General features: G+C 72.2%; 29 protein-coding genes and 1 pseudogene. 17 read left to right on the top strand and 13 right to left on the bottom strand.

Annotated elements, in window-relative coordinates; genetic code table 11:
* The first annotated feature begins 16 nt into the window (after positions 1-16).
* Together ABIH81_RS03660 and ABIH81_RS03655 are read left to right on the top strand one after the other, a co-directional pair.
* Positions 17-889, top strand: a complete 873-nt coding sequence (locus tag ABIH81_RS03660) for a biotin--[acetyl-CoA-carboxylase] ligase (protein WP_349879016.1) — start codon at positions 17-19, stop codon at positions 887-889.
* A 142-nt stretch (positions 890-1,031) separates the two neighbouring features.
* Positions 1,032-1,601 carry a PH domain-containing protein gene (locus tag ABIH81_RS03655; RefSeq protein WP_349879015.1) on the top strand — a complete coding sequence of 190 codons (570 nt, stop codon included), beginning with the start codon at positions 1,032-1,034 and terminating at the stop codon, positions 1,599-1,601.
* Positions 1,602-1,655: 54 nt separating this feature from the next.
* Here the strand turns inward: ABIH81_RS03655 and ABIH81_RS03650 are convergent, their stop codons facing one another.
* The 3 genes and pseudogenes from ABIH81_RS03650 to ABIH81_RS03640 form a co-directional block, all read right to left on the bottom strand.
* Positions 1,656-2,351 carry a GtrA family protein gene (locus tag ABIH81_RS03650; protein WP_349879014.1) on the bottom strand — a complete coding sequence of 232 codons (696 nt, stop codon included), beginning with the start codon at positions 2,349-2,351 and terminating at the stop codon, positions 1,656-1,658.
* Between the two features lie 62 nt (positions 2,352-2,413).
* Entirely contained in the window at positions 2,414-2,950 is a 537-nt protein-coding gene (locus tag ABIH81_RS03645; protein WP_349880996.1) for a GtrA family protein, read from the bottom strand.
* Between the two features lie 260 nt (positions 2,951-3,210).
* Positions 3,211-3,306: pseudogene (locus tag ABIH81_RS03640) on the bottom strand (GtrA family protein); the annotation flags it as partial.
* 135 nt (positions 3,307-3,441) lie between these two features.
* Here ABIH81_RS03640 and ABIH81_RS03635 point away from each other — a divergent pair.
* The 4 genes from ABIH81_RS03635 to ABIH81_RS03620 all read left to right on the top strand — a co-directional run bounded on the left by ABIH81_RS03635 (position 3,442) and on the right by ABIH81_RS03620 (position 8,250).
* On the top strand, positions 3,442-5,283 hold the full coding sequence (locus ABIH81_RS03635) for a phosphoenolpyruvate carboxykinase (GTP) (protein WP_349879013.1): 1,842 nt from the start codon (positions 3,442-3,444) through the stop codon (positions 5,281-5,283).
* A 40-nt stretch (positions 5,284-5,323) separates the two neighbouring features.
* Positions 5,324-6,196, top strand: coding sequence for a hypothetical protein (locus ABIH81_RS03630; protein ID WP_349879012.1), 873 nt, complete (start codon positions 5,324-5,326; stop codon positions 6,194-6,196).
* 70 nt (positions 6,197-6,266) lie between these two features.
* A complete protein-coding gene (locus tag ABIH81_RS03625) occupies positions 6,267-7,448 on the top strand; it encodes a geranylgeranyl reductase family protein (RefSeq protein WP_349879011.1) in 1,182 nt (393 codons plus the stop codon).
* A gap of 31 nt (positions 7,449-7,479) precedes the next feature.
* Complete coding sequence (locus tag ABIH81_RS03620) at positions 7,480-8,250, top strand: isoprenyl transferase (protein WP_349879010.1); 771 nt, start codon at positions 7,480-7,482, stop codon at positions 8,248-8,250.
* A gap of 137 nt (positions 8,251-8,387) precedes the next feature.
* Here ABIH81_RS03620 and otsB read toward each other — a convergent pair whose 3' ends face one another.
* From otsB to ABIH81_RS03605, 3 genes are all read right to left on the bottom strand, one after another.
* Entirely contained in the window at positions 8,388-9,212 is an 825-nt protein-coding gene (otsB, locus tag ABIH81_RS03615) for a trehalose-phosphatase (RefSeq protein ID WP_252453122.1), read from the bottom strand.
* Between the two features lie 69 nt (positions 9,213-9,281).
* On the bottom strand, positions 9,282-9,635 hold the full coding sequence (locus ABIH81_RS03610; protein WP_349879009.1) for a hypothetical protein: 354 nt from the start codon (positions 9,633-9,635) through the stop codon (positions 9,282-9,284).
* A gap of 163 nt (positions 9,636-9,798) precedes the next feature.
* Entirely contained in the window at positions 9,799-10,239 is a 441-nt protein-coding gene (locus tag ABIH81_RS03605; protein ID WP_349879008.1) for an XRE family transcriptional regulator, read from the bottom strand.
* A gap of 264 nt (positions 10,240-10,503) precedes the next feature.
* Between ABIH81_RS03605 and ABIH81_RS03600 the strand changes: the two genes are divergently transcribed.
* The 6 genes from ABIH81_RS03600 to ABIH81_RS03575 all read left to right on the top strand — a co-directional run bounded on the left by ABIH81_RS03600 (position 10,504) and on the right by ABIH81_RS03575 (position 15,717).
* On the top strand, positions 10,504-10,845 hold the full coding sequence (locus ABIH81_RS03600; protein WP_064447658.1) for a hypothetical protein: 342 nt from the start codon (positions 10,504-10,506) through the stop codon (positions 10,843-10,845).
* A complete protein-coding gene (locus ABIH81_RS03595; RefSeq protein WP_334460093.1) occupies positions 10,842-11,267 on the top strand; it encodes a hypothetical protein in 426 nt (141 codons plus the stop codon). Before ABIH81_RS03600 ends, ABIH81_RS03595 begins: the two co-directional genes overlap by 4 nt.
* A gap of 305 nt (positions 11,268-11,572) precedes the next feature.
* Entirely contained in the window at positions 11,573-12,970 is a 1,398-nt protein-coding gene (locus tag ABIH81_RS03590) for a PhoH family protein (protein ID WP_349879007.1), read from the top strand.
* Between the two features lie 233 nt (positions 12,971-13,203).
* Positions 13,204-13,887: a transglycosylase SLT domain-containing protein gene (locus ABIH81_RS03585; RefSeq protein WP_349879006.1), complete on the top strand. Its 684-nt coding sequence runs from the start codon at positions 13,204-13,206 to the stop codon at positions 13,885-13,887.
* A 102-nt stretch (positions 13,888-13,989) separates the two neighbouring features.
* Positions 13,990-14,643: a rhomboid family intramembrane serine protease gene (locus tag ABIH81_RS03580; protein WP_349879005.1), complete on the top strand. Its 654-nt coding sequence runs from the start codon at positions 13,990-13,992 to the stop codon at positions 14,641-14,643.
* 105 nt (positions 14,644-14,748) lie between these two features.
* Complete coding sequence (locus tag ABIH81_RS03575) at positions 14,749-15,717, top strand: NAD(P)/FAD-dependent oxidoreductase (RefSeq protein ID WP_349879004.1); 969 nt, start codon at positions 14,749-14,751, stop codon at positions 15,715-15,717.
* Positions 15,718-15,729: 12 nt separating this feature from the next.
* On the opposite strand, the gene ABIH81_RS03570 is transcribed toward ABIH81_RS03575, so the two are convergent.
* Positions 15,730-16,416, bottom strand: a complete 687-nt coding sequence (locus tag ABIH81_RS03570; protein WP_349879003.1) for a TetR/AcrR family transcriptional regulator — start codon at positions 16,414-16,416, stop codon at positions 15,730-15,732.
* A gap of 140 nt (positions 16,417-16,556) precedes the next feature.
* Here ABIH81_RS03570 and ABIH81_RS03565 point away from each other — a divergent pair, with 140 nt between their 5' ends.
* Complete coding sequence (locus tag ABIH81_RS03565) at positions 16,557-17,492, top strand: NAD-dependent epimerase/dehydratase family protein (RefSeq protein ID WP_349879002.1); 936 nt, start codon at positions 16,557-16,559, stop codon at positions 17,490-17,492.
* Here the strand turns inward: ABIH81_RS03565 and ABIH81_RS03560 are convergent.
* A complete protein-coding gene (locus tag ABIH81_RS03560) occupies positions 17,489-18,373 on the bottom strand; it encodes a DMT family transporter (protein WP_349880995.1) in 885 nt (294 codons plus the stop codon). The genes ABIH81_RS03565 and ABIH81_RS03560 overlap by 4 nt on opposite strands.
* A gap of 92 nt (positions 18,374-18,465) precedes the next feature.
* Positions 18,466-19,497 carry a class II fructose-bisphosphatase gene (gene glpX, locus ABIH81_RS03555; protein ID WP_349879001.1) on the bottom strand — a complete coding sequence of 344 codons (1,032 nt, stop codon included), beginning with the start codon at positions 19,495-19,497 and terminating at the stop codon, positions 18,466-18,468.
* 147 nt (positions 19,498-19,644) lie between these two features.
* Between glpX and ABIH81_RS03550 the strand changes: the two genes are divergently transcribed.
* A complete protein-coding gene (locus ABIH81_RS03550; protein WP_349879000.1) occupies positions 19,645-20,334 on the top strand; it encodes a DUF4245 family protein in 690 nt (229 codons plus the stop codon).
* A gap of 92 nt (positions 20,335-20,426) precedes the next feature.
* The gene (locus ABIH81_RS03545; protein WP_128136700.1) at positions 20,427-21,266 is read left to right on the top strand and encodes a hypothetical protein; all 840 of its coding nucleotides are present in this window, start codon (positions 20,427-20,429) and stop codon (positions 21,264-21,266) included.
* Positions 21,267-21,306: 40 nt separating this feature from the next.
* Here ABIH81_RS03545 and ABIH81_RS03540 read toward each other — a convergent pair whose 3' ends face one another.
* Positions 21,307-21,519: an exodeoxyribonuclease VII small subunit gene (locus ABIH81_RS03540; RefSeq protein ID WP_128136699.1), complete on the bottom strand. Its 213-nt coding sequence runs from the start codon at positions 21,517-21,519 to the stop codon at positions 21,307-21,309.
* A 13-nt stretch (positions 21,520-21,532) separates the two neighbouring features.
* Positions 21,533-22,771, bottom strand: a complete 1,239-nt coding sequence (gene xseA / locus ABIH81_RS03535; RefSeq protein WP_349878999.1) for an exodeoxyribonuclease VII large subunit — start codon at positions 22,769-22,771, stop codon at positions 21,533-21,535.
* Between the two features lie 87 nt (positions 22,772-22,858).
* On the opposite strand from xseA, the gene ABIH81_RS03530 reads away from it, so the two are divergent.
* Both ABIH81_RS03530 and ABIH81_RS03525 read left to right on the top strand, forming a co-directional pair.
* The gene (locus tag ABIH81_RS03530) at positions 22,859-23,848 is read left to right on the top strand and encodes a 4-hydroxy-3-methylbut-2-enyl diphosphate reductase (protein ID WP_349878998.1); all 990 of its coding nucleotides are present in this window, start codon (positions 22,859-22,861) and stop codon (positions 23,846-23,848) included.
* A gap of 38 nt (positions 23,849-23,886) precedes the next feature.
* The gene (locus ABIH81_RS03525; RefSeq protein ID WP_210899923.1) at positions 23,887-24,297 is read left to right on the top strand and encodes a hypothetical protein; all 411 of its coding nucleotides are present in this window, start codon (positions 23,887-23,889) and stop codon (positions 24,295-24,297) included.
* 114 nt (positions 24,298-24,411) lie between these two features.
* Here the strand turns inward: ABIH81_RS03525 and ABIH81_RS03520 are convergent, their stop codons facing one another.
* Positions 24,412-25,128 (bottom strand): hypothetical protein, encoded by a 717-nt coding sequence (locus ABIH81_RS03520; RefSeq protein WP_349878997.1) that lies wholly within the window; start codon positions 25,126-25,128, stop codon positions 24,412-24,414.
* A 145-nt stretch (positions 25,129-25,273) separates the two neighbouring features.
* Positions 25,274-26,419: a DNA recombination protein RmuC gene (locus ABIH81_RS03515; protein ID WP_349878996.1), complete on the bottom strand. Its 1,146-nt coding sequence runs from the start codon at positions 26,417-26,419 to the stop codon at positions 25,274-25,276.
* Positions 26,420-26,465 lie beyond the last annotated feature (46 nt).

The raw sequence follows: 26,465 nt of genomic DNA, 5'->3' as shown, positions 1-26,465 counted from the left end.
GCCGTAGGCTGGCGGGATGCCCGGCTCGCCGTACACCGATCTGGACCGACCGCCGCTGTCGGCGGCCCGGCTGCGGCGCGCGCTCGTCGCGCCGCACGGGCCCTGGCGCCGGTTGGAGCTGCTGGCCGAGACCGGCTCGACGAACGCGGACGCGGTGGCCGCGGCGCGGGCCGGGGAGCCGGAGGGCCTGGTGGTGGTCGCCGAGCGGCAGACCGCCGGCCGCGGCCGCCGGGGCCGCGTCTGGCAGTCGCCGCCGCGCGCCGGTCTCGCGGCGAGCGTGCTGCTGCGGCCCGGCGAGGCGGTCGCGGAGCGCGGCTGGTCGCCCGTGCCCGCCACCGGGTACGGCTGGCTGCCGCTGCTCGCCGGCGTCGCGCTGGTCGAGGCGGTACGCCTGCTGGCCGAGCTGGACGCGCGGCTGAAGTGGCCCAACGACCTGCTGGTGGACGGCGCGAAGTGCGCCGGGGTGCTGGCCGAGGCGGTGCCGGGGGAGAACGACAGGCCCCCCGCCGTCGTGGTCGGTGTCGGGCTGAACGTGACGCTGCGCGCCGACGAGCTGCCGGAGAACCCGACCGGGCTGCCCGCCACCTCGCTCCAGCTCGCCGGCGCCACCGCCACCGACCGGGATCCGCTGCTGCGGGCGCTGCTGCGCTCGCTCGCCGAGTGGTACGAGCGGTGGCGTGACGCCGGAGGCGACGCGGAGGCCAGCGGGCTGCGCGAGGCGTACCTGGCGGGGTGCGCCACCGTCGGCCGCCGGGTGCGGGTGCTGCTGCCCGACGGCCGGGAGGCGCACGGCACCGCCACCGGCGTGGACGCCGACGGGCAGCTCCTGGTCGAGACGGACGGCGAGACGCTGCGCCTCGCCGCGGGCGACGTGCTGCACCTGCGGTGAAAGGAAGGGGCCCTTGTTAACGCCTCCGGTAGAGGAAGGGCCCCCTCTTAACAACCACGGGTAGCCGCCCGCGCGGCCGATGCCGGCCGGATGCGCCGACCGGTTACGGTCAGCGCGTCCGGTTCTGCGAGGAGGTTCCGCCGTGGCGTTCCCCGAAGACGTGCTCACCGAGGACGAGCACGTCGTGTTGCACCTGCACCCGCACTGGAAGGCCCTGATCCGGCCGGTCCTGGTGCTCGTGCTCGCCGTCGCGGCGGTCGTCGCCGGGTGGCTCCTGCTGTCCGACGGCAGCGGCGGCACGATCGCGCTCTACGCGATCGCGGTGGTCGGCCTGGCGCTGGTGCTGTGGCTGGGGCTGTGGCCGTTCCTGGTCTGGCGCACCACGCACTACCTGTTCACCAACGAGCGGGTGCTGCTCCAGCAGGGGGTGCTGTCGCGTAACCGGCGGGATCTGCCGCTGACCCGGATCAACGACCACGCCATGCACCAGCGTTTCGTGGAGCGGCTGCTCGGCTGCGGCACGCTGACCATCGAGTCGGCGGGTGAGCGCGGCCAGTCGGTGCTGCACGACGTGCCGGGCGTGGACAGGGTGCAGACGAAGCTCTACGAGCTGGTCGAGGCGCACCACGACAAGCACAGCCTGGGTGACGGCGAGATGCGCGAGATCCTGGCCGACATGACCGAGGGCAAGTCCCTGCGCGACCAGCCCTGACCCGCCGACGGAGAAGGCCGGCACCCCGGGTCGGGGGTGCCGGCCTCTTGTCGTTCAGCGGCGGGCGCGGCGGGGCTGGAGTTCCGCGGCGAGTTCGGCGTCCAGGTCGGCGTCGAGCGCGCCACCGAGTCCGGCGTCCGCCGGTGCGGGGCGGCCCCGTGGTGGCGGGAAGCCGGCCGCCCGGCCGGCGCCCGGAGGCGGTTCCTCCTCCTCCAGCTCGCTGACCGACTCGGCCAGCTCGGCCACCGGGTCCATCTCGGCGACGTTGTCCCACTCGTCACGTGGCACCGAGTGCCAGGTCTCCTCGGCGTGCTTGGGGACGGGCTGGAAGACGAACGTCCGGTAGGACCAGAAGCGGAACAGCGTGGCCAGCAGGACACCGATGGTCTTGGCGACGTTCAGCGCGAGCAGGCCGTGTACGCCGAGGCCGTACTTGGCCAGGGCCAGGACGCCGAGTTCGATGAGCAGACCCGCGCCGTTGAAGAGGAAGAACAGGACGTATTCGCGCCGGAGTGCCGATTTCGGTCGATCACGGTACGTCCAGTGACGATTCATCAGATGCGACGTGATCGTGGCGACAATCGTCGCGATCACTGTCGCCTTGAGCTGGCCGTCACGGAAAACCGTGAGTGCCAGAGCATTGAACACCGCGTAATTGATGACGGTGTTGATGCCGCCGACGATGCCGAATTTGAGCGCCTCGTGGATGAACTTCTGCCAGCGCTCGGGCAGCAGACGGACTCCAGGCATGCGGAACACCTTAGGCAGTTGGCTGGGCCGGCTGGGCCCGGCGGGTCGGGATGGGCGGTTCGTCACGCCCCGGACTCTCGGTCGTGGCTCGTTGCCGGAACGGGAGGTGTTCCCGCCTCGACGAAGACGAACCGTCGGTACGACCAGAACCGGAAGAGCGTTCCCAGGCCGGTGCCGACGATGAAGCTGGCGATGTTGTCGGCCAGGGGGGTCTGGAACACCGCGGGCCAGATCGCTCCCAGCCCGTAGTGGCTGATCGCCAGGCAGGCCACCGCGATGCCGAGGCCGACCGCGTTGAAGAAGAAGAACAGCGCGTATTCGCGGGCCGGGTTCGACCGCTGCCGGTGCCGCCATGTCCAGAACCGGTTGCCGACGAAGGCGACGGTCGCGGCGATCACCGTGGAGATGGTCTTCGCGGCCAGCGGGGGCATGTCCCGCCCGCTGGACAGGTAGTTGAAGAGAATGAAGTCCACGACGAAGGCCAGGCCGCCGACGGTGGCGAACTTGCTCAGCTCGTGGATGAGGTGACCGAAACGGTCGAGCAGTGCTCCGATCGGACCCCGGCGGGTCTGCGGAGCCCCCGGTTGGTCTCCGGTCATCGTCGCGGCCACCCGCCGAGAGTACCGGTTGTGCGGTAACCGGGCGGACTGCAACGGCGAGTCGGCCACGACGGCTTCGCCGCGGCCGTCGCCCTCGGGCCGCCCGGGTCGGAGAGGCGTCGCCCGTTCTCGATGTCCGTGAGCAGAGCGTAACGCGCTGTGCGAATCTGTGGAGCGCATCACGGAATCGTCTTTCGCGACATGCTCGTACGCTTCCCCGCGATCGGGCGTCGCGGGGACTCCGCTGCCGGACCCGGCCTTCGAAGGTTCACCGCAGGATTTGCGTGAAACTGCGCGCGAAAGCGGGTATCAGATCGTGATGCCGCAGCGTGGCCGTACCTTGTGCAGTTCTTCACAACCAGTCCCACTGACTGGCGGGGCAGTCCGGTTTACGCTGAGCCCAATCCCAGGTTTCCACGAGGCGGCGTTCCAGCCCGCCGGAACTCGTGCACCCCATAGATCGGTCAGCGTCGACCACAAGGAGAAGTGACATGGTTGCTCCGGCTGCTGTTCGGGGTATCGATCAGGCCCCGACGTCCCACCCCAAGCTGCTCGCCTGGGTACGTGAGGTCGCGGAACTGACCACCCCGGACCGCGTGGTCTGGGTGGACGGGTCTGATGAGGAGTGGCGCCGCCTCACCGACGAACTCGTCGCCAGCGGCACCCTGATCCGCCTGAATCCCGAGAAGAAGCCCAACTCGTTCTACGCGCGTACCGACCCCACGGACGTCGCACGGGTGGAGGAGCGCACCTACATCTGCTCCGTCGACGAGGCGGACGCCGGCCCCACCAACAACTGGATGGCGCCGGCCGAGATGAAGCGGACGATGACGGAGCTGTACCGCGGCAGCATGCGCGGGCGCACCATGTACGTCATCCCCTTCGTCATGGGCCCGGTCGAGGCCGAGAGCCCCATGTTCGGCGTCGAGATCACCGACAGCCCGTACGTGGTCGCCTCGATGCGGATCATGACCCGGATGGGCGCCCGGATCCTCGAGGCGATGGGTGACGACGCCGACTTCGTGCACGCGCTGCACTCGATCGGCGCCCCGCTCGCTCCCGGCCAGCAGGACGTCCCCTGGCCGTGCAACGAGACCAAGTACATCTCGCACTTCCCGGAGACGCGGGAGATCTGGTCCTTCGGCTCCGGCTACGGCGGCAACTCGCTGCTCGGGAAGAAGTGCTACTCGCTGCGTATCGCCAGCGTGATGGGGCGCGACGAGGGCTGGCTCGCCGAGCACATGCTGATCCTCAAGATCACCTCGCCGGAGGGCAAGGTCTACCACATCGCCGGCGCGTTCCCGTCCGCCTGCGGCAAGACCAACCTCGCCATGGTGGAGCCGACCATCCCGGGCTGGAAGGTCGAGACCATCGGCGACGACATCGCCTGGATGCGCTTCGGCTCCGACGGTCGGCTCTACGCGGTGAACCCCGAGTACGGCCTGTTCGGCGTCGCTCCCGGCACCGACTGGAAGACCAACGCCAACGCCATGCGGACCCTGGAGCGGGGCAACTCCGTCTTCACCAACGTGGCCCTCACCGACGACGGTGATGTCTGGTGGGAGGGCCTGGGCGAGCCGCCGGCGCACCTCATCGACTGGAAGGGCAACGACTGGACGCCGGAGAGCGACAGCCTCTCCTCGCACGCGAACAGCCGGTTCTGCACCCCGATCACCCAGTGCCCGATCCTGGCCGAGGACTACTACGACCCGAACGGCGTGCCGATCGACGCGATCCTCTTCGGCGGCCGCCGTAGGGACACCATCCCGTTGGTGACCGAGGCCCGCGACTGGGTCCACGGCGTCTACATGGGCGCGACCCTCTCCTCGGAGACCACCGCCGCCGCCTCCGGCGCGGTCGGCGTGGTCCGCCGCGACCCGATGGCCATGCTGCCGTTCATCGGCTACCACGCCGGCGACTACTTCCGGCACTGGATCGAGATGGGCAAGGGCGCCGACGGCGACGAGGCCAAGCTGCCCAAGATCTACTACGTGAACTGGTTCCGCAAGGATCCGGAGGGCAACTTCCTCTGGCCCGGCTTCGGCGAGAACTCCCGCGTGCTCAAGTGGGTCGTCGAGCGGATCGAGGGCACCGCCGACGCGGTGGAGACCCCGATCGGCATGGTCCCGGCCCAGGACGCGCTGGACGTGGAGGGTCTGGACATGACCCCGGAGGACGTCCGGATCGCGCTCAAGGTCGACGTCGACGAGTGGCGCAACGAGCTGCCGCTGGTCACCGAGTGGTTCGAGAAGTTCGGCGACAAGCTGCCGGGTGTCCTCTGGGCCGAGCTGGACGCGCTGCGCGCCCGGCTGGACGCGGAGCCGCAGAAGTAACAGGTGTGCCTGTTGCCCCTGCCGGGCAACATCGGATGCCATGAGGACGGCCGCTGAACCTGTCGAGGTCCGGCGGCCGTCCGCCGTCCGGGCGCTCACCACGCTGCTCGCCGTGACCGCGGCGGCCACCGTCGTGGTCGAGCTGCTCAACTACTGGTACGCCCCGGAGCAGGAGTTCGGCCTGGCCGTACGCACCGGCTGGGCGATGCTCCGATCGCTCGGCTTCCTGCTGCTGATCGGGCAGGTGAACAAGGGCCGCGTGGGCGCCCGGCCGTTCGGGCTGATCCTGGCGGTGACCACGATCTTCGCGGTCGGGCGGCTGATCGTGCCCCGGGAAGGGGTGCCCGCGCTGCCCGGCCTGGCCGGGTTCGCCGTGCTCACCGCGCTCTGCGTCGCCGTGGTGGTGCTGCTCTACCGCTCCGAGACGATCCGCGCGCACCTGGTCCGGCACCGCAAGGGCCTGGTCGTCGAGGGCGGGACGATCGCCTGGCGGGAGATGGCGCCGAAGCGCCCCCAGGCGAACGGGTGGCTGCTCACCGCCCGGGTCGCGGCCTTCACCTACAGCCCGCTGATGCTGGTGCCGGCGCTCGTCGCGACCGGCGCCGTGCTGGACGGGCGGCTGGCCGCCGTACCGGCCCTGGTCCTCTGGTTCGGCGCGGGCATCGCGGTCAGCTACGCCGTGCTGTTCTGCACCGCCTTCCTGCTGCGCGACCGCCCGTGGGCGCGGAAGGCCCTGGTAGTGGTCACACTCGGCGTCCTCGCGCTCGACCTGCCCCTGTGCTGGTGGCTGCTCGGCACCGACGGCCTGATCCGAGACGGCGCCCCCCTGGTAACGGCCGCCGCCCTCACCCTCTGGTCCCTGAACCGAGCCACCCGCACCCCCACCCCCACCCCCGCCACACCACCTCGTTGACCATGAAGTTGACGGCGATTTCGATCTCCGTTGATGCCGTCAACCTCATGATCGTCGCCCGTGGCGGGGCGTGGCGGGGCAGGATGAGGGGGTGTGGGACGTCGTGGTGGTGGGGGCGGGGCCGGCGGGAGCGGCCGCCGCGCTCGGTGCGCGGCGTGCGGGAGCCGCCCGGGTGCTGCTGCTCGACCGGTCCGACTTTCCCCGCGACAAGGCGTGCGGGGACGGCATCGCCGCGCACGCGCTGGACGTCCTCGCCGAGTTGGGCGTGACCGGGGCGGTCGACGGCTACGCGCCGCTGCCCGCGCTGCGCCTGGCCGGCCCCGGCGGCGGTACCGTCGCCCGGACGCTGCCCCGGCCCGCGTACACGGTGCCCCGCCAGGTGTTCGACGCACGCCTGGTCGCGGCGGCGGTGGCCGCAGGCGCGGAGTTGCGACGGCACACCGTACGCCGGGTGGAGATCGCCGCCGACCGGGTGCTGCTCGACGGAGAGCTGTCCGCGCGGGCGGTGGTCGGCGCGGACGGCGCCGGATCGGTGGTACGGCGCGCGCTCGACCACCCGGTCAACCCGGACCGGCACCTGGCGCTGGCCATCCGGGGCTACGCGCCCGCGCCGGCCGGGCCGCACGAACAACTCATCGTCACCTCGGCGGCGCGCTGGCCCGCGTACGCCTGGGCCTTTCCGATCGGCGACGGGCGCGCGAACGTCGGGTACGGGGAGGTGCTGCGCGGCGAACCGCTGACCCGCGCGCACCTGCTGGACCGGATGGCCGCGGTGCTCCCAGGCGTCGACCCGGCGACGGTGACCGACCTGCGGGCGCACCACCTGCCGCTGTCCACCCACCGCCCGGCCCCCGGCCGGGGGAGGGTGCTGCTGGCCGGGGACGCGCTGTCGCTGATCAACCCGTTCACCGGCGAGGGCATCTTCTACGCGCTGCGCTCCGGGGCGCTGGCCGGCGCGGCGGCGGCCGGCTCTCCCGCCGAGGCCGCCCGGGCGTACGCCGCCGCGCTGCGCGCCCGGCTCGGCACCCACCTGCGGCACAGCTCGGTGGCCGCGTGGCTGGCCCGGCGGCGCCGGGTGGTCGACGCGGTGGTCGGCGCGGCCCGGCGGGACGAGCGCGTCTACCGCGTCGTGGTGGAACTGGGACTCGGCGACGGCCGGCTGGACGCGCGCACCCTGATGGCGATCGGGGCGGACCTGCCGCGACCGCGCCGGACCGTCTCACCGTCAGGTGATATGCCACCGAGACACTGATCTCTCCCGCGGGTCGCTACCCTGCAAGGTGATGACTCTGCGGAAACTCCTCTACTCCGTGTACGAGCGCCGCCTGACGGCGAAGCTCGCGGGCAAGCCCGTACCGGCGCACGTCGGCGTGATGTGCGACGGCAACCGCAGATGGGCCCGGGAGATGGGCCTCGTCGACCCGAACGACGGCCACCGGATGGGCGCCGAGCGGATCAAGGAGCTGCTCCGCTGGTGCGACGCGGCCGGCGTCGGGCACGTCACACTCTGGCTGCTCTCCACCGACAACCTCTCCCGCCCGGCCGCCGAGCTGGACCCGCTGCTTCAGATCATCGAGGACCTCACGACCGAGCTGGCCGAGGAGGGCAACCCCTGGCGGCTGCGGATGGTCGGCGCGCTCGACGTGCTGCCGGCGCAGCTCGCCGCCGCGCTCAAGGCCGCCGAGGAACGCACCCGCGACCGCGACGGCGGGGCTCAGGTCAACATCGCGGTCGGGTACGGCGGGCGGCGCGAGATCGCCGACGCGGTCCGCTCGCTGCTGCTGGAGCACGCGGCCAACGGCGGCACGATCGAGGAGCTGGCCACCTCGATCGACGTCGACCACATCTCCGAGCACCTCTACACGAAGGGGCTGCCGGACCCGGATCTGATCATCCGGACCAGTGGCGAGCAGCGGCTCTCCGGCTTCATGCTCTGGCAGAGCGCGCACTCGGAGTTCTACTTCTGCGAGCTGAACTGGCCCGACTTCCGCAAGGTCGACTTCCTGCGGGCCCTGCGCTCCTACGCCACCCGCCAACGCCGCTTCGGCACCTGAGACCAGCGCCGCCCGCGCCCCACGCCCTTCGCCCCACGCCCCGGCGATCTTGCAGTTTCGGCCCCGAGGGTGGAGTTATTGCCCTTTTTGTCGGGGCGGCAAGTGCAAGATCGCGGGGGAAGGGGCGGCGGGGGCCGTCAGCGGAGGTGGGGGAGGGCGGCGGTGAGGAAGTCGGCCAGGGCCGCCGGGGAGTCCAGGGTCAGGTCGGCGGCGTCGGCCACCTCGTGACCGGTCTCCGGGTTGGCGACCGCGACGCAGACACCGAGGAAGTCGGGATCGGCGGCGGCGCGGGCGCGCAGCGCGGCGAACGCCTTGATGTCGGAGACGTCGTCGCCGAAGTACCAGGCGCCACCGGCGTCCCGGACCGTCTCGCCGATCACCATGCCCTTGTCCCGGTCGACCGGGGGCTTGAGTTCCAGCACCATCCGGCCCGGCTGGGCGCGCAGGCCCAGTCGCTCGGCCTGGGCCCGGCCCCACTCCTGCACCAGGTCGCCGAGCTGCGGGGCGGTACGCCAGTGCAGCGCGACGGAGAGCCGCTTGTACTCGACGAGCGCGCCGGGCGGCAGTTCGGCGCGGGCCTGCTCGGCCAGCTCGGACATGGTCGGCACCCACGGCAGGGCGGCCGGCTCGGTGACCGTCTCGCCGCCGGAGTGGCTGTGCTCCAGGCCGTAGAGCCCGTACAGGTCGATGCCGGCGAGGCCGCCGAGGTGGTCGCGGAGGAAGTCCACCGGGCGGGCGGAGACGATGGCGATCCGGCGGACGTGCGGGGCGAGCGCCTCCAGCGCGCTGAGCACGTTGGGCGCGGGCCGGACGGCCGTGGGGTCGTCGTCGACGGGCGCCAGGGTGCCGTCGAAGTCGAAGAAGAGGACGACGTCACCCGCGCGGTCGGCGGTCGCACGCCAGGCGTGCTCCGCGTTCAACGGGGTCTTCGGCTGCTGGTTGCCCAGATTCAACGGCGGCACGCGCGTCAGCGTACCCCGCGCCGGGCGGCGTATTCGTGGCCGAGATGTGACGTCGGAACGACGTGGGGATCAGCGTTCGGCGGCTCCTCGTCCCCGGCGACCGAACGGCACCACGGCCGCCTCCTGCCCGTGGCTGAGCAGGTAGCCCTCCACGAAGCCGGTGTTGCGGTCGCCGGTGTGCGCCTCGATCTCGTTGAGCCGCGCCACCAGGAACTCGGTGAGCGCGCTGACCCGGTCGTTGAGCCGATCGTGCAGCTCGGCGACGACGGCGAGGATCACCGCGGTGCCGGCCGTGGTGATCGCGAAGAGGTTGACGAGCAGGGGAAGCTGCCCGCCGTCCAGTACGCCGACCACCACGTTGCCGGTCACGCACGATGTCAGCGACACCACCGCGACCACGACTGCCAACCATTTCAGGGTCATGGACAGACCCCTCCTTCTGTCCCGCAGGGCTGGGTTCGGCTGTGTCCCGTCCCCCCGCCGATGACGAGCCCTTAGCAGTACAAACGTGGACGCTAGCGGGTCCGATCCGTCCCCGCGGCGAAACGATCGGGTCCGACCTTCCGTTCTTTCGCCATCTGAGGAACTACCCGGCCTGTTTACCCCTATTCCGGACATCGCCCGGCAGAGTCGGGCGGTATGCGAGGTAACGAATGGTTTCTCGAATGTGGAACTTCTCCGCGTCGGACACGTTCGGGTCGACCAGCCGGCGCAGCAGCGCCTCCACGTCCGGGTCCATCGGGGGCGGGGTCGGCGCGGTGCGTGGCCCCGCGGCCCGGTCCCAGCCGAGTGCGGTGAACGCGGCGGCCGGGTCGAGCCCGAGCCCTTCGCAGAAGGCGACCACCCGCTCCGCCTCCGGATCGCTGGCCCAGTCGCCGCGTACCCATCGGTTGATGGTCTGGCGGGAGACGCCGGTGCGCCGGGAGACCTCGGTGCCGCTCCAGGCCCGTAGCGCGCGGGCGTCGTCGAGCGCGCGCCGGACGAAGGTGGCGAACGCGATCTTCCGTGCGTTGGTCGTCTCGGTCACCCCGTGACGGTACGGCCAGTCGGTCTCGACGGGGCGGCTCGGCGCGCTGCTGTCACGCCGACGTGACGCTGATCCGGGACTTCCGGTAAACGATCCAGTCCTGCTCCTGAGGGGTATCACCCGGGCAGAATAGATGGACGCCAGTACGGCGGCAAAGGTCTGAAAAGCTGATACTGTCACGCTCATGAGACAACTTACGGTGTGTCACGTGCTTGAGACGACGAGTGCTCACATGCGTCACTCCGCGGGTGCCGAGGGGGTCTCGTGACCGAGCTCGCGACCCGTGCCCAGGCCTTCGGGCTGATCGCGGACGGAGTGTCAGCCGGGCTCAGCGCCCCCTGGCGTCTCTATCTCGCCCGCGGGTGCCGGTACCTCTCACTCAGCGTCGGCGACCGGGGGGAGTGGGACGCCTGGCGGACCCACCTCGGCTGCCCCGAGCTGAGCGTGCGGGTCTACGACTCCGGCGGGGAGATCCGCCGGGCGTCGGTGGCCGAGGTGATCCTCGACGGATGCCGGATCAGCGTCGAGCTGGTCGAGGAGGTCAGCACCGACGACCTGGAGCGGCTGCTGGTGGTCGACCCACTGCCCGGGACGGACGAGCGATGACCCCCTTTCTCGCCGTGGTCCTGGTCCTCGTGCTCGGCTCCACCTGCTACGCGGCCGGCCGCCTGCACGGCCAGCTCAGCTACCGCATCGGTTACCGGTTCGGCTACCGCCAGGGCTACTTCGACGGCGACCGGGGCGCCTGGAACCGCCGTCGGCGCGACGCCCAGGCGGCGATCGCCTCGGCGCTGTCCGGTCCCGGCCCGACTGTGGTGACCTCGGCCGGGCGCTCGGCCGTGCCGTTCGCCGGCACCTCCGTACCCGCGGCGGTCGCCGCCCGGCCCGGCTCGGCCCCGGCCGTACGCGTCACCGCCACCGCCCAGCTCGGCGCCGTCGGCCGGGTGGGCACCACGTACACCGGATCGTCGTTCGGCGCGGCCGGCGCCGGACCGAGGGCCGGCACGCTGGTGCGCCGGCAGGGCTGAGGCCCGCGCCGCCGTGGACGACCGGCCGGGGTGCGCGCAGGGGGCATGCATCCCGGCCGGTTCCGGTCCGGCCGGCCACTCGAACGGGTGTACGTCCGGCGAAGACCGAACGATGATCCACGCGCACCTCTAGCCCAGCGGCCCCGCGGCGATTAGCGTCTAGGCATGGCGCGGGGTTTTCCCGGGCCAGCCGGACAGCCCGGACCTGCGTCCTCGCGCACGGGGCCCGCATCCGACCCCGTGTCCTCCGGGCACCGGAAGAGGCGGAACTCGGGTGGCCGGGTGCCCATCCGCGGAGCAGGCCTGTGACCACTCGCCGTACCCCCGCCGGAGCCGAGCAGACCCCGGCCCCGACCCGCCGGACCACCCGCAGCCGCCGCGCCGCCGCCGGCGAGGCCGAGGAGCCCCGACCAGCCGGCCCGGCCTTCGTCCTGGACACCTCGGTCCTGCTGTCCGACCCGGCGGCGTTCCACCGCTTCGCCGAGCACGAGGTGGTGCTGCCGCTGGTGGTGATCTCCGAGCTGGAGGGCAAGCGACACCACCCCGAGCTGGGCTGGTTCGCCCGCCAGTCGCTGCGCATGCTGGACGAGCTGCGCGTGCGGTACGGCCGGCTGGACCGTCCGGTGCCCGCCAACGACCAGGGCGGCACGCTGCGGGTGGAGCTGAACCACACCGACGACGGAGTGCTGCCGCCGGGCTTCCGCAACGAGTCGAACGACGCCCGCATCCTGTCCGTGGCGCTCAACCTGGCCGCCGAGGGGCGTGAGGTCACGCTCGTCAGCAAGGACATGCCGCTGCGGGTGAAGGCGGCCTCGGTGGGCCTGCGCGCCGACGAGTACCGGCACGGCCAGGCCAGCGACCCGACCTGGACCGGGATGGCCGAGCTGGACCTGGCCGAGGAGGAGATCGGCCGGCTGTACGCGGGCGAGACGCTCGACGTCGACGACGCGGCGGGCCTGCCCTGCCACACCGGCCTGGTGCTGCACTCGGCGCGGGGCTCGGCGCTGGGCCGGGTGCTGCCGGACAAGACGATCCGGCTGGTCCGGGGCGACCGGGAGGCGTTCGGCGTGCACGGCCGCTCGGCGGAGCAGCGGGTCGCGCTCGACCTGCTGCTGGACGAGTCCATCGGCATCGTGTCGCTGGGCGGGCGGGCCGGCACCGGCAAGTCCGCGCTGGCGCTCTGCGCCGGCCTGGAGGCGGTGATGGAGCGGCGCCGGCACAAGAAGGTGATCGTGTTCCGCCCCCTGTACGCGGTCGGCGGCCAGGAACTCGGCTACCTGCCCGGGTCGGAGTCGGAGAAGATGTCGCCCTGGGCGCAGGCCGTCTTCGACACGCTCGGCTCGGTGGTGCACGAGAACGTGCTGGAGGAGGTCACCTCGCGCGGGCTGCTGGAGGTGCTGCCGCTGACCCACATCCGCGGTCGCAGCCTGCACGACGCGTTCGTCATCGTGGACGAGGCGCAGTCGCTGGAGCGGGGCGTACTGCTCACCGTGCTGTCGCGCATCGGCCAGGGGTCGCGGGTTGTGCTCACCCACGATGTGGCCCAGCGGGACAATCTGCGGGTCGGCCGGCACGACGGGGTGACCGCGGTGATCGAGGCGTTGAAGGGGCATCCCCTCTTCGCGCACGTCACGCTCAGCCGATCGGAGCGTTCTCCGATCGCCGCCATGGTCACCGATCTGCTGGAGGACATCCCCGGCTGACCGCCGCTTTTGCCCCACTCTGTCCGCATTTTTAGGGTGACGCAGATCACTTTTAGGCCCGACCATTTCCCACCGGCCTCACTGTGCGCAATGGTGTCCATCGAGCGTCACCTACCACTCGGGAGCCGGACACGGCCCGGAGTCACACCGGTACCGGTGCGCTCACGGCACCCGGCGTGACCCGACCCGGCCATGCGCGTGCCGTGTCCCTGCCCCCGACGAAGGGAAACTTCGTGAGTCGGCTCTGGAGCCGGTTCGGCGCCCGTACGGCCGCTGTCGCGCTGCTCTCCGTGGGCGTCGCCGGCGGCTTCTATCTGGGTGAGGACCGACAAGCCCAGCAGCAGGGCCTGACCGCGCAGGTCGGTCTGGAGGTCGACCAGGCGGAGTACGCGTACCAGCGCGACCGGCTGTCCGACCAGCGCGTGGACTCGTCCCGGCAGCGTGCCGCCGAGTACCAGGCGAAGCTGCGTGCCGCCGCGGCGGCGAAGGAGGCCGCCGAGCGGGCCAGGAAGGCCGAGGCGGCCGCCGCCACCCGCAAGAAGGAGCGGGCCGCGGCGGAGGAGGAAACGAAGATCAAGCCGTACGACGGCCCGATCCCGTCCTCGTGCGCGGAGTACAGCGGCAACCGGAAGATCGGTTGCGCGGTCATGCTCGACAAGGGCTTCGGCATCGACCAGTTCCCGTGCTTGGACAAGCTCTGGACCAAGGAGAGCGGGTGGAACCCGAAGGCGTCCAACAGTTCCTCCGGGGCGTACGGGATCCCGCAGGCGGTGCCGGGCAGCAAGATGGCCTCGGTGGCCGACGACTGGAAGACCAACCCGGCGACCCAGATCACCTGGGGTCTCGGCTACATCAAGGGCCGGTACGACACGCCCTGCGGCGCCTGGCAGAAGTCGCAGAGTTCGGGCTGGTACTGACATCACCACGACGGCGGGACACGCGGGGAGACCCGGTGTCCCGCCGTCGTCGTACCGCCGCCCGACTGGCGGCCCGCCGCATTTGCTGATAGCTCTTGGTAGGTGACCTGGTACGGCCCTAGTGGCGACCCCCACCGGTTCGGCACCGACGCGTTCTACGCGGCGCTCGGCCGGGCCTTCGTCGCCATGTGCGCGGCCGTGCCGGTGCTGTTCCTCATCGAGGCGCTCGACGTCGGCCTGCGACTCGGCCTCGACGTCACCGCCGGCATCATCCCGCAGCGGCTCCAGGGCCTGGACGGCGTCTTCTTCTCGCCGTTCCTGCACGCCGGCTGGAACCACCTCTACAGCAACAGCATCCCGCTGATCCTGCTCGGCACGTTCGTGCTCGCCGCGGGCACCCGCCGGTTCCTCTGGTCCACCGGAGTCATCATCCTGGTCAGCGGCCTGGGCGTCTGGTTCACCGGCTCGCCCGACTCGGTGGTGGTCGGCGCCAGCGGCGTGATCTTCGGCTACCTCGGCATCCTGCTCACCCGGGGCGTGGTGGAGCGGAGCTGGTGGAACTTCGCCGTCGGCCTGCTGGTCGGGTTGCTCTACGGCTGGCAACTGCTCGGCATCCTGCCGACCGACGAGCGCATCTCCTGGCAGGGTCACCTGTTCGGGCTGCTCGGCGGCGTGGTCGCGGCGATCCTGTTCCGCCGCCGCAACGACACCGGCGAGTCCGACCGCCTCGGGTCACCGAGGATCACGCTGCCGTGACGGCGCGTTGATCGAACCGCGGGACGTGCTTGCCCGCGGCCACCCGCCCGCCTACCGTTTCCGCATCAGCACGGGTGATCCCGAAGCGGAAAGTGACGGTGCGCCATGCGCGAGGTCGATGTCGCCGTGATCGGGGCCGGTCCCGCCGGGCTCTTCGCCGCCTACTACGCCGGTTTCCGTGGACTCTCCGTGTCGGTGATCGACGCGCTGCCCGAACCGGGCGGTCAGGTCACCGCCATGTACCCGGAGAAGCTGATCCTCGACGTCGCCGGCTTCCCCGCGATCAAGGGCCGCGAGCTGGTCACGAACCTGGTCGCCCAGGCCGCGCCGTTCCACCCCGACTACCGGCTCGGCGTACGCGCGGAGAAGCTGTCCTACCTCGACGGCCGGCCGGTGCTCGGCCTCGCCGGCGGTGAGCAGCTCAGCTGCGGCGCGGTGCTGGTCACCGGCGGGCTCGGCAGCTTCACGCCCCGGCCGCTGCCGGTCGCGGAGACCTTCACCGGCGGCGGGATCGTCTACTTCGTGCCGCAGCCGGCCGAGCTGACCGACCGGCACGTGCTCATCGTCGGCGGCGGCGACTCGGCGTTCGACTGGGCGGCCACGCTCGCCCCGCTGGCCCGGTCGGTGACGCTGGTGCACCGGCGGGACCGATTCCGGGCGCACGCGGCCACCATCGAGCGCGTCCGCGCGCTGCCGGTGCGGATCGTGGTCAACGCCGAGGTGAGCCGGCTGTACGGCGAGGAGGCGGTCACCGGCGCCGAGCTGACCGTACGCGGCGGCGAGGTGGAGACGCTGCCGGTGGACACCGTGGTGGCCGCGCTGGGCTTCACCGCCGATCTCGGCCCGCTCGCCGAGTGGGGGCTGAACCTCGACCGGCGGCACATCGTGGTGGACAGCGCGATGGCCACCAACCTGCCCCGGGTGTTCGCGGCCGGGGACATCACCGAGTACCCGGGCAAGGTCCGCCTGATCGCCACCGGCTTCGGCGAGGCCGCGACCGCCGTCAACAACGCGGCTGTCGTCATCGACCCGACCGCGCACCTGTTCCCCGGCCACTCCTCCGACGGCACCTGACGCCGATCGGCGTCAGGGCAGGCCGGCCAGGTCGGCCATCAGGCCGATCTGGTGGTCGAAGTACTCGTCGCGGTGCGGCAGCGCCCGGTTGATCCGGCCGAACAGCTCGAAGCTGATCAGCCCGAACAACTGGGTCCACCCGGCCATGCCGCGAGCCAGCAGCGCGGGCGGGACGTCCATGCCGAGCAGCTCGACGAGCTCGGCCACGTCGCCGCGCAGCGGCTCGGGCAGTTCCTCGTCGGGCGGGGTGAGCCGGCCGGAGGCCAGTCCGTCGCGCAGGATGCCGACCAGGGTCACCGGGGGACGCTGGGCCGGGGCGACCGTGTCGTCCGGTGCCGCGTACCCGGGCACCGGGCTGCCGTAGAGCAGCGCGTACTCGGCGGGGTGGGCCAGCGCCCACGCGCGGGCGGCCCGGCAGACGGCGAGCCAGCGTCCGCGCAGGTCGGCCTGGTCGGCGGCGGCGTCGGCCGCCTCCACCGCGTCGCCGAGCGCGTCGTACGCCTCCAGGATCAGCGCGGTGAGCAGGTCGTCGCGGCTCGGGAAGTAGCGGTAGATCGCCGAGGAGACCATGCCGAGGTCGCGGGCCACCGCGCGCAGCGAGAGGTTCGCGCCGTCGGTGTCCAGGTGGCGGCGGGCGACCGTCTTGATCTCTTCGATCATCCCGGCGCGGACCCGGGCGCGGAGCGAGGGAGCGACCATGTCCTCACTCTGCCACGGATGAGAGCAGCAATCAAAAGAGAGAGCACTGCTCTTGACGCGGCCTGTCCGCATGAGTCATGCTCTGTTTCGAGAGCGGTGCTCTCGATTCGGACGACTGCTTCAGTGAAGGTGGACCTGTCATGGCACTGCACGTGATCGTCGGCGCCGGCCCCGTCGGCACCGCCACCGCCCGCCTCCTCGCCGAGCGCGGCGAGCGGGTGCGGGTGGTCACCCGGCGCGGCACCGGCCCCGAGCACCCGGCGATCGAGCGGGTGGCCACCGACGCCGGCGACGCGGACCGGCTCGCCGCGCTCACCGAGGGCGCGGACGCGCTCTACAACTGCGCCAACCCGGAGTACCACAGGTGGCCGACGGACTGGCCGCCGCTGGCCGCCGCCCTGCTCACCGCCGCCGAGCGCAGCGGCGCCGTGCTCGCCACGGTCGGCAACCTCTACGGGTACGGCCCGGTCGGCGCACCCATGACCGAGGCGACCCCGCTCGCCGCCACCGGCGTCAAGGGCCGGGTCCGCAACCGGATGTGGGCCGACGCCCTCGCCGCCCACCATGCCGGCCGGGCCCGGATCACCGAGGTACGCGGCTCCGACTACATCGGCCTCGGCGGCAACTCGCTGCCCATGATGGTGCTGCCCAAGGTGCTCGCCGGGCAGCGGGTGTTCCTGCCGGTCGCCTGGGACGCGCCGCACACCTGGACGTACGTGGGAGACGTCGCCCGTACCCTCGTCGCCGCCGCCACCGACCCGCGGGCCTGGGGACGGGCCTGGCACGTGCCCAGCGCGCCCCCGATGTCCATGCGGGCGCTCGCCGTCCGGGCGGCGGAGCGGGCCGGGGCGCCGGCACCCCGGCTGACCCGGATGCCCTACCCGCTGCTCTGGCTCGGTGGCCTGGCCGACCCGTTCGCCCGGGAGATGCGGGAGACCGCGCACCAGTTCGCCGGGCCGTTCGTGATGGACTCCACCGCCGCCGGCGAGACGTTCGGGATCGCGGGGACGCCGCTGGACCGGGTCGTCGACGAGATGGTCACCGGCCTGCGTGCCGCCTCCGCCGCCGCCGGTTAGGGGCGGCGGCTCGGACCGAAGGCGGCGACGAGCACGGCGACCATGGTCAGCGCCGCGCCGAGCAGCGTGTCCAGCCCGGGGTGCGAAGCGGCGGTCGGCAGCACCAGGTCCAGCAGCACCGCGCCGACGATCTGCCCGGCGATCGTGGCCAGGCCGAGCAGCAGCACCCCGGTGAACCGGACGAGGGCAGCGGCCAGCGCGATGAACACGATCCCGAGCGGGCCGCCGAGATAGAGCCACGGCTCGTCCGGGAACGCGCCGGCCGGCCGGCCGCGTACCGCCAGGTCCACCGCGAAGGTCACGAGCAGCGCCGCCGTGCCGACTGTGAAGTTCACGAGCGTGGCGGTCATGGCGCTGCCCGAGGCCGCCCGGACCCGCCCGTTGACCGCCTGCTGCCAGGCGATGCCCACCCCGGCCGCCAGCGGCAGCAGGGCCAGCACCAGCGCGTCCGGGTCGCCGAGCCGGTCGCCCACCGCCAGCAGGACGGCGAGCACTGTGAGCACCGCGCCGATCAGCCGGTTCGGGGTGACCGGCTGCCGGCCGGTCGGGCCGATGCCGGCCCGGTCGACGAGCAGGCTGCTGCCGGACTGCCCGGCCACCACCGCGACGGTGAAGACCGCGACGCCGAGCGCGCCGATGGTCAGCCCCTGCGTCGCCACCAGGAACGCGCCGCACACCCCGCCCAGGCACTGCCACGGCCGCAGCGTGCCGGCCCGCAGCGCGCCGCGCAGGGCGGCCAGTCCCCGCCGGCCACCGGGGGTGGCGGGGACCAGCACCAGCAGGATCAGCAGGCCCACACCGAACGAGACCACCGCGGCGGCGATCCCGTCGGCCAGGCGTACGCCCAGCTCGCCGTTGATCCGGGACTGGACGGCGACCATCACGCCCGAGGCGGTGGCCAACCCGACACCGGCGACTCGTCGCCCGGTCGACAGCGTCGGCGGTGCAGGTGGTGCCGCCGTCCCGGCCGTGCTCACTCCTGCTCGGCCAGCGGACGCCCGTCGAAGTCGACAGCCGAGTAGAGGGCGAGCTTCTCCAAGCGGTGGTACGAGTCGATCACCCGGATCGTGCCGCTCTTCGAACGCATCACGATCGACTGCGTGTACGCCCCGCCGGAGCGGTACCGCACGCCGCGCAGCAGGTCGCCGGAGGTGACGCCGGTGGCCACGAAGAAACAGTTGTCACCGGTGACCAGGTCGTCGGTGAACAGCACCCGGTCCAGGTCGTGCCCGGCGTCCAGCGCCTTGCGGCGCTCGTCGTCGTCCTTCGGCCAGAGCTTGGCCTGCATCATGCCGCCCATGCACTTGAGCGCGCACGCCGCGGTGATGCCCTCCGGGGTGCCGCCGATGCCCATCAACACGTCCACGTCCGACTCGCCGCGGGCCGCCGCGATGGCGCCCGCGATGTCGCCGTCGGAGATGAACCGGATCCCGGCGCCGGTACGACGGATCTGCTTGACCAGGTCGTCGTGGCGCGACCGGTCCAGCACGCACACGGTCACCTCGGCGGCGTCGGTGCCCTTGACCTTGGCGATCCGGTTGATGTTCTCGGCCACCCCGGCGTTGATGTCCACCACGTCGGCGTACATCGGGCCGACCGCCAGCTTCTCCATGTAGAAGACCGCGCTCGGGTCGAACATCGCGCCGCGCTCGGCCACCGCGAGCACCGCCAGCGCGTTCGGCATGCCCTTGCTCATCAGCGTGGTGCCGTCGATCGGGTCGACCGCCACGTCCACCTCGGGACCGGTCCCGTCGCCGACCTCCTCGCCGTTGAACAGCATCGGGGCGTTGTCCTTCTCGCCCTCGCCGATCACCACGACACCGCGCATCGGGATCGAGTTGATCAGCTTTCGCATGGCGTCGACTGCTGCGCCGTCGCCGCCTTCCTTGTCGCCCCGGCCGACCCAGCGGCCGGCGGCCATCGCCGCGGCCTCGGTGACCCGGACCAGATCGAGGGCGAGGTTGCGGTCGAGATCCTGGGGCGTCCGCGTCCTGGTGGTTGTCATGGCGGCCTCCTCGCGACGTTGCGGGGTGGGACCGGCGGTCACCGCCGCCGGTTTTGTCGCTGATCCTCACACGATCTCAGGTCCGCCGTCCCGGCGGGGCGGAGGAGGCCAGGATCACGTCACCCGGTGGACTGCGACAATGGCCGGGTGGAAGCCGCACAGCCTGCCGACCGCACCCCGACCGACGCCACCCCGCCGGAGGGCCAGCCGCCGGTCCGACCGGACGACGGCCCGGCCCCGTCCGAGGGTCAGCCCGCGCTCGTCGCGGACCGGGGCGAGCCGGCCGCCGCGGCGGACACCCCCGCGCTGCCCGCCGGCAAGGAGAAGGCCCGCTCCGAGCGGTCGCCGAAGGACATGGCGCTGTCCCTGCTGATCCTGCTGGTCCCGATCGCGCTGCTGCTCGCCTTCTACCGGGGCTTCCTCGGCGGCGACTCGCCGGTCACCGTCGACCCGGCGCCCGCGCTGGAGCAGGCCCGCTCCGCGAACGCCTTTCCGGTGAGCGAGCCGACCGGGCTGGGCGACGACTGGCGTACGGTCAACGCCCGCTTCCGGACCGAGGCGGACGGCTCGACGCTGCGGATCGGGTACGTGACCCCGGAGGGCCGGGGCGCGCAGCTCGTGGAGAGCAACGTCCCGGCGGAGAAGCTGCTGCCGGCCGAGCTGACCGAGGGGCAGCCGCAGGGGGCGGCCGACCTGCCCGGCGGGCTCAGCTGGCAGCGCTACACCGCACGCGGCAACGAGCAGGCGCTCGTCCTGCTGGAGCCGAACCGCACGGTCATCGTGGTGGGTGACGCGGGCGAGACGGAGCTGCGCAAGCTCGCCACATCGCTGCGCTGACGTCCTCCCTCCGGGTGACGCGGGATTGCGGAACCCCGCTTCCGGGAACAGAAGGGACATCGAGCCCGGACGACCCACCTGGAGAGGTTGACGTGAAGATTCGACGCTTCAGCGCCACCGCGTTCGCCGCGGCGCTGCTCATTCCCGGCCTGGCGGCCTGCAACGGCAACGGGACGACGTCCGATGCCTCCGCGACCCCGAGCGCCTCCGGCAGCGTCGCACCGAGCGCCACGGCGTCCAGCAGTGCGGCCAAGCAGGCTCTGCTCGACTCCACGAACGCGATCCGCGAGGGGAACTTCAAGTTCTCCATGACCGGCGCGGGTTCCACCGCCGAAGGGCAGGTGCACGAGCCGAGCCAGAGCGCCGACATGCGGATGACCATCGGCGACCCGTCGTCGGACCTGATGATGAAGCTGGACCTGATCCACGCCAAGCCGGACAGCTGGGTCAAGCTGGAACTCGGCGGCACGGCGGCCTCGCAGATCCCCGGCGTGAAGAACCTCAACACCGGCAAGTACCACCACCTCGACCAGAACCGGATCAAGGGCAACCGGGCGCTGGGCTTCGACTTCGAGAAGCTCGACCCGGCCGGCAGCGCCGTGCTCACCCAGGGCATCACCGAGGTACGGCAGACCGGCGAGGGTGCGTACGAGGGCACCGTCGACGTGTCGAAGGCCGCCGAGGCGGGCTCGCTCGACCCGGCCGTGATCACCGCGCTCGGGGCGCAGGCCCAGTCGGTGCCGTTCACCGCCAAGGTCGACACGCAGGGCCGGCTCAGCGAGATGGTGCTCAAGATCCCGGCCGCCGGCCAGAGCGCCGCGCAGGATCTGAAGATCACCTACACCGACTACGGCAACGCGTCGGCGGCCCAGAAGCCCCCGGCCGACCAGGTCGTCGAGGCCCCCGCCGAGCTGTACAACCTGTTCAACTGAGGTCCGCGGTGGGGTTCGGCGATCGCGCCGAACCCCACCGTCAGTCCTCGGCGCGCTGGCGGGCGGCGTCGATGCGGGCGCGGGCGCCGTCCAGCCAGCGCTGGCACACCCCGGCGAGCTGCTCGCCGCGCTCCCAGAGGGCCAGCGACTCCTCCAGCGAGGTGCCGCCCGCCTCCAGCCGCTCCACCACCGAGGCCAGCTCGGCGCGGGCCTGCTCGTAGCTGAGTTGTTCGTCCTGCTTCGTCCCGGTCATCGTCTCTCTTTCCTCAGCCGTCGACGGTGGCGGTTAGCTCGCCCTCGGCGAGGCGTACCCGCAGTGGATCGCCCTTGGCCACCTCGGAGGCCGCGCAGACCACGTGGCCGTCGCCGCGCTGCACGATCGCGTAGCCGCGCTCCAGCGTGGCCGCGGGGGAGAGCGCGCGCAGCCGGGCCAGCGTGTGCCGCAGGTCGTCGGTCGCGCCCCGCAGCCGGTGCTCCAGGGACCGGCCGGCGCGGTCGCGCAGCGCGGACACGTCCACCGCCCGCTGCTCGACCATGACCTGCGGCCGGGCCAGCACCGGACGGGACCGCACCTGGTCGATCCGGTGCTGCTCCCGGTCGACGAGGTGACGAACTGCTCGTTCGAGCCGGGACCGGGCCTGGCCGATCAGCCGGACCTCCTCGGTCAGGTCCGGCACGATGCGCTTCGCCGCGTCGGTGGGGGTGGAGGCGCGGACGTCGGCCACGTAGTCGAGCAGCGGCGCGTCCGTCTCGTGGCCGATCGCGCTGACCACGGGCGTGCGGCAGGCGAAGACCGCCCGGCACAGCGCCTCGTCGGAGAAGGGCAGCAGATCCTCGATGCCGCCACCGCCCCGGGCGATGACGATCACGTCGACGGCCGGGTCGGCGTCGAGCACCTTGAGCGCGCCGACGATGTCCGGCACGGCGCTCGCCCCCTGCACCGCCACGTTGATCGTGCGGAAGTCGACAGCGGGCCAGCGGCGGCGGGCGTTGGTCAGCACGTCCCGTTCGGCCGCGGAGGCGCGGCCGGTGATCAGGCCGACCCGGCCCGGCAGGAACGGCAGCCGGCGCTTGCGGGCCCGGTCGAACAGGCCCTCGGCGGCGAGCAGCTTCTTGAGCTTCTCCAGCCGGGCCAGCAGCTCACCGAGGCCGACCTGGCGGATCTCGTCGGCCCGCAGGCTGAGCGTGCCCCGCGCGGCGTAGAACTCGGGCTTGGCGTGCAGCACCACCCGGGCGCCCTCGCGCAGCTCCGGCGCGCCCGCGTCCAGCACGTCACGGTTGGTGGTGACGGTCAGGCTGAGGTCGGCCGACGGATCGCGCAGCGTGAGGAAGACGGTGCTCGCGCCGGGCCGGCGGCTGATCTGCGCCACCTGGCCGTCGACCCACACCCAGCCCAGGCGGGCGATCCAGGCGCCGACCTTCTGGCTGACCACACGGACCGGCCACGGCTCCTCGGCCGTGCTCCGCCCGTCCGGCGCCCCCCGGCCGTCTTCTCCCGCGCTCACCCGCCCACCCTACGGCCCGGGACCGACAGCGCCCGCGTGCGCCTCGCGGCCGCTGCCCCACGGGAGGGCGGCACGTACGATGGGCGGGTGACTGACGCTGAGACGACTCCCCGGACCGGCAAGCGCGTGCTCCTGGCCAACCCCCGCGGCTACTGCGCGGGCGTCGACCGGGCGGTGCAGACCGTCGAGGAGGCGCTGAAGCTCTACGGCGCGCCGATCTACGTGCGTAAGCAGATCGTGCACAACAAGCACGTGGTGCGCACGCTGGAGGCCCAGGGCGCGATCTTCGTGGAGGAGAACGAGGAGGTGCCGGAGGGCGCCACCGTCATCTTCTCCGCCCACGGCGTGGCCCCCGAGGTCTACGAGCAGGCCAGGCAGCGCTCGCTGCGGGCGATCGACGCCACCTGCCCGCTGGTGACGAAGGTGCACCACGAGGCCCGCCGCTTCGCCGCGCAGGACTACGACATCCTGCTCATCGGCCACGAGGGGCACGAGGAGGTCATCGGCACCGCCGGTGAGGCGCCCGCCCACATCCAGCTCGTCGACGGCCCGGACGGGGTCGACAAGGTCACCGTGCGCGACCCGGAGAAGGTGGTCTGGCTGTCGCAGACCACGCTGTCGGTGGACGAGACGCTGGAGACCGTGGCCCGGCTCAAGAAGCGGCTGCCGCTGCTCCAGTCGCCGCCCAGCGACGACATCTGCTACGCGACCTCCAACCGCCAGCACGTGGTCAAGGAGATCGCCCCCGAGTGCGACGTGGTGATCGTGGTCGGCTCGCGCAACTCCTCGAACTCGGTCCGGCTGGTCGAGGTGGCGCTCGACGCCGGGGCCCGCGCCGGCTACCTGGTCGACTTCGCGCACGAGATCGAGGACGCCTGGCTGACCGGTGCCCAGACCGTGGGTGTGACCTCCGGCGCGAGCGTGCCGGACGAACTGGTCCAGCAGGTGCTCGCGCACCTGGCCGAGCGCGGCTTCGGCGACGTCGACGAGATCACCACCGCCGACGAGCGGCTGACGTTCTCGCTGCCGCAGGAGCTCAAGCGCGACATGAAGGCCGCCGCCGCGGCCCGCGGCTGACCGGGAACGGATCGGCCGTCCGCCGCGTCCAACCGACCATGAAGACTCCTCGTACGGTGCTCGTCGCACTGCTCGCCGGTCTCGCGCTGACCGCCTGCGCCGCACCCGGCGACGGGTCCGCCGATCCCAGCCCCAGCCCGAGTACGACGGGAGCCGCCCCGGTGACCAGCCAGCCCGATCCCGGCACCAGCCCGAGCCGTCCGGACCCCTCCTGGAAGGGCGGCCCCTCGACCCCGCCGGGTGTCGGCGGCACCGTCATCAGCGGCACCGTGCAGGCCGGCGTCGAGCCGAACTGCCTGCTGCTCGACGGCCACCTGCTCGTCGGTGGCCCGCGCGACGTGCTCAAGGCCGGCGCCCGGGTCGAGGTCACCGGCCGCCCCGAGCCGGGCATGATGACCACCTGCCAGCAGGGCACCCCGTTCGTGGTCGAGTCCGCCCGCCCCGCCTGACGGCGCTAAGTCGCACACAACTCGCCCCTGTCGGTGCCGTCATCGACAGGGGCGAGCCTGCAGCTACTGAAAAGTGCCAGCCGACAGGTCCGAGAAGCGTCGAACCACCGGTTGTCAGACCGGGCGGCTCTGCGTCACCTGTCTGGCATCGTCCAGCCCCGGACGTCTCCATATCGTCAGAACGGCAATCGTGAGAAGCCCAGCGCCGATCCACGCACCGAGCCGCAGAAAGACGAATCCGAACCCCAGCCAGACCGGGATCGGCTCCGCCGGCGCGCTGAGGGCCTGGCCGAGCGCCAACGCGCTCACTGCCGTGGCCGGCAGCAACGCGACGCTGCCGATCACGAAAAGCACCACAGCCGGCAGGGTCTCAGCGGCCGGCCGACGCCGGATGTGGTGTGCGATGCCAGCGACCATCCACCAGCCCGCAATTGCCCCCAACGCCGCACCGGCCACGGCCGCGGGCAACGCCAGCGCGGGGGCGGCACGAGTTACCGAGGCTTGAACGCCGACACGATCAGCGTCGACGACACCCTGTGAACCCACCTCGATCCGCCAACCATCGCGATACGCCACGAAGGTCGGGCAGCATGTCTCGTCCAGGACAGGCCCGACGTCCCATCCCGCCTGCCGTAGCGGACCGCGGGCGTCGCTGACGGCAGAGGCTGCGGCCGACCGGTCCGACCAAGTGCTCAACCAGCTCACCGAGCCGGGACGATAGCCGTCGGTCCCGAGTAACAGAGCCTTCCATCCTTGCTCACCGTCCGGAGCGAAAACCGCCTCGAACCGATGAGGTCCCTCGGAGTGCGCCGGCAGGGCCGGTGCGATCATCTTTTGAGCTTCCCTGTCGGTCGGCAGGCCCGTTATTCCCTGAGGGGCAGCGCGCATCGCGGCAGTCCGGCAGAATGCGATTTCGTCTCGACTCGGGCGGGCTGGTGCGGCTGGCGTGTGCTCATTGACGAGCCGGGAAGCGGCCTCAGAATTCGTGGTGGCGAAGCTCGGGTGCCTGCGGCTGCCTCGGCGCCAGCTCGACCTGCGCCGGCGCGGCCAGTTCGTCGTCCGAGACGCCCAGCTCGGCCAGCTTGCGGGCGCTCACGAGCACCCGCGCCTCCAGCGAGCCCACCGCCCGGTTGTACGCCGTCACCGCCCCGCTCAGCGAACTACCGAGCTTGCCGACGTGGTCGCCCAGTGTGGACAGCCGCCCGTACAGCTCGCGGGCCAGCGAGTGGACGGTGGCGGCGTTGCGCGCCAGCGCCTCCTGCCGCCACGAGTAGGCGACGGTGCGCAGCAGCGCCACCAGCGTGGCCGGCGTGGCGAGCACCACGTTGCGGGCGAAGGCGTGCTCCAGCAGGGACGGGTCGCGTTGCAGTGCCACGTCGAGGAACGGGTCCGCCGGCACGAACAGCACCACGAACTCGGGCGTCTGGTCGAACGCCGACCAGTAGGACTTGGCGGCCAGGCCGTCCACGTGCGCACGCAGGTGCCGGGCGTGCGCGTCCAGGTGGGTGTCGCGCCCCCGCTCGTCGCGCGCCTCCATCGCGGTCAGGTACGCGTCGAACGGCGCCTTCGCGTCCACCACCACCGTCCGGCCGCCGTGCAGGCGCACCACCAGGTCGGGGCGTACCCCCTGGTGGTCGGTCGCGGCGGTGACCTGCTCGCTGAAGTCGCAGTGTTCGAGCATGCCGGCGGCCTCGACGATCCGGCGGAGCTGGTGCTCGCCCCAGCGGCCCCGCACCTGCGGCGCGCGCAGCGCGGCGACCAGCTGCTTGGTCTCGGTGCGCAGCTCGCCGGAGACCGTGCTCATCGCGCGCACCTGCTCGCGCAGCTCGGCGTACGCGTCGACCCGGTCCCGCTCCAACTCGGCCACCCGCTGCTCGTAGCGGCGCAGCGTGTCGTGCAGCGGCGCGACGGCGCGGGCCACCGCCTCCTGGGACTGCGCGGTCGCCTCGTAGCTGAGCGCCCGCATGGACTGCTCCAGCCGGCCCTCGCCGGCCTGGGTGGCGGCCAGTGTCGCCTCCAGGCGGGCGATGTCCGCCGCGGCGCGCGCCCGGGCGGCCAGCCAGCCCACCGCACCGCCCGCGGCGAGGCAGAGCACCACCACGGCCAGCGTCGCAAAGCTCATGGCCAAGAGCTTGCCAAACGGGTACGACGAGCGCCCGGTGGGTACG

The sequence above is a fragment of the Micromonospora sp. HUAS YX12 genome (assembly GCF_040215685.1).
Lineage (GTDB): Bacteria > Actinomycetota > Actinomycetes > Mycobacteriales > Micromonosporaceae > Micromonospora > Micromonospora tulbaghiae.
Note: the sequence above shows the minus strand (reverse complement) of the source record. Positions and strands in the feature narration are given on the sequence as shown.

Coding starts and splice junctions, on each gene's coding strand:
- ABIH81_RS03660 (WP_349879016.1), top strand. CDS start 17: ATGCCCGGCTCGCCGTACACCGATCTGGACCGACCGCCGCTGTCGGCG.
- ABIH81_RS03650 (WP_349879014.1), bottom strand. CDS start 2,351: ATGCCTGGAGTCCGTCTGCTGCCCGAGCGCTGGCAGAAGTTCATCCAC.
- ABIH81_RS03645 (WP_349880996.1), bottom strand. CDS start 2,950: ATGACCGGAGACCAACCGGGGGCTCCGCAGACCCGCCGGGGTCCGATC.
- ABIH81_RS03635 (WP_349879013.1), top strand. CDS start 3,442: ATGGTTGCTCCGGCTGCTGTTCGGGGTATCGATCAGGCCCCGACGTCC.
- ABIH81_RS03630 (WP_349879012.1), top strand. CDS start 5,324: ATGAGGACGGCCGCTGAACCTGTCGAGGTCCGGCGGCCGTCCGCCGTC.
- ABIH81_RS03620 (WP_349879010.1), top strand. CDS start 7,480: ATGACTCTGCGGAAACTCCTCTACTCCGTGTACGAGCGCCGCCTGACG.
- ABIH81_RS03610 (WP_349879009.1), bottom strand. CDS start 9,635: ATGACCCTGAAATGGTTGGCAGTCGTGGTCGCGGTGGTGTCGCTGACA.
- ABIH81_RS03595 (WP_334460093.1), top strand. CDS start 10,842: ATGACCCCCTTTCTCGCCGTGGTCCTGGTCCTCGTGCTCGGCTCCACC.
- ABIH81_RS03575 (WP_349879004.1), top strand. CDS start 14,749: ATGCGCGAGGTCGATGTCGCCGTGATCGGGGCCGGTCCCGCCGGGCTC.
- ABIH81_RS03570 (WP_349879003.1), bottom strand. CDS start 16,416: ATGGTCGCTCCCTCGCTCCGCGCCCGGGTCCGCGCCGGGATGATCGAA.
- ABIH81_RS03565 (WP_349879002.1), top strand. CDS start 16,557: ATGGCACTGCACGTGATCGTCGGCGCCGGCCCCGTCGGCACCGCCACC.
- ABIH81_RS03560 (WP_349880995.1), bottom strand. CDS start 18,373: ATGGTCGCCGTCCAGTCCCGGATCAACGGCGAGCTGGGCGTACGCCTG.
- glpX (WP_349879001.1), bottom strand. CDS start 19,497: ATGACAACCACCAGGACGCGGACGCCCCAGGATCTCGACCGCAACCTC.
- ABIH81_RS03540 (WP_128136699.1), bottom strand. CDS start 21,519: ATGACCGGGACGAAGCAGGACGAACAACTCAGCTACGAGCAGGCCCGC.
- ABIH81_RS03525 (WP_210899923.1), top strand. CDS start 23,887: ATGAAGACTCCTCGTACGGTGCTCGTCGCACTGCTCGCCGGTCTCGCG.
- ABIH81_RS03520 (WP_349878997.1), bottom strand. CDS start 25,128: ATGATCGCACCGGCCCTGCCGGCGCACTCCGAGGGACCTCATCGGTTC.
- ABIH81_RS03515 (WP_349878996.1), bottom strand. CDS start 26,419: ATGAGCTTTGCGACGCTGGCCGTGGTGGTGCTCTGCCTCGCCGCGGGC.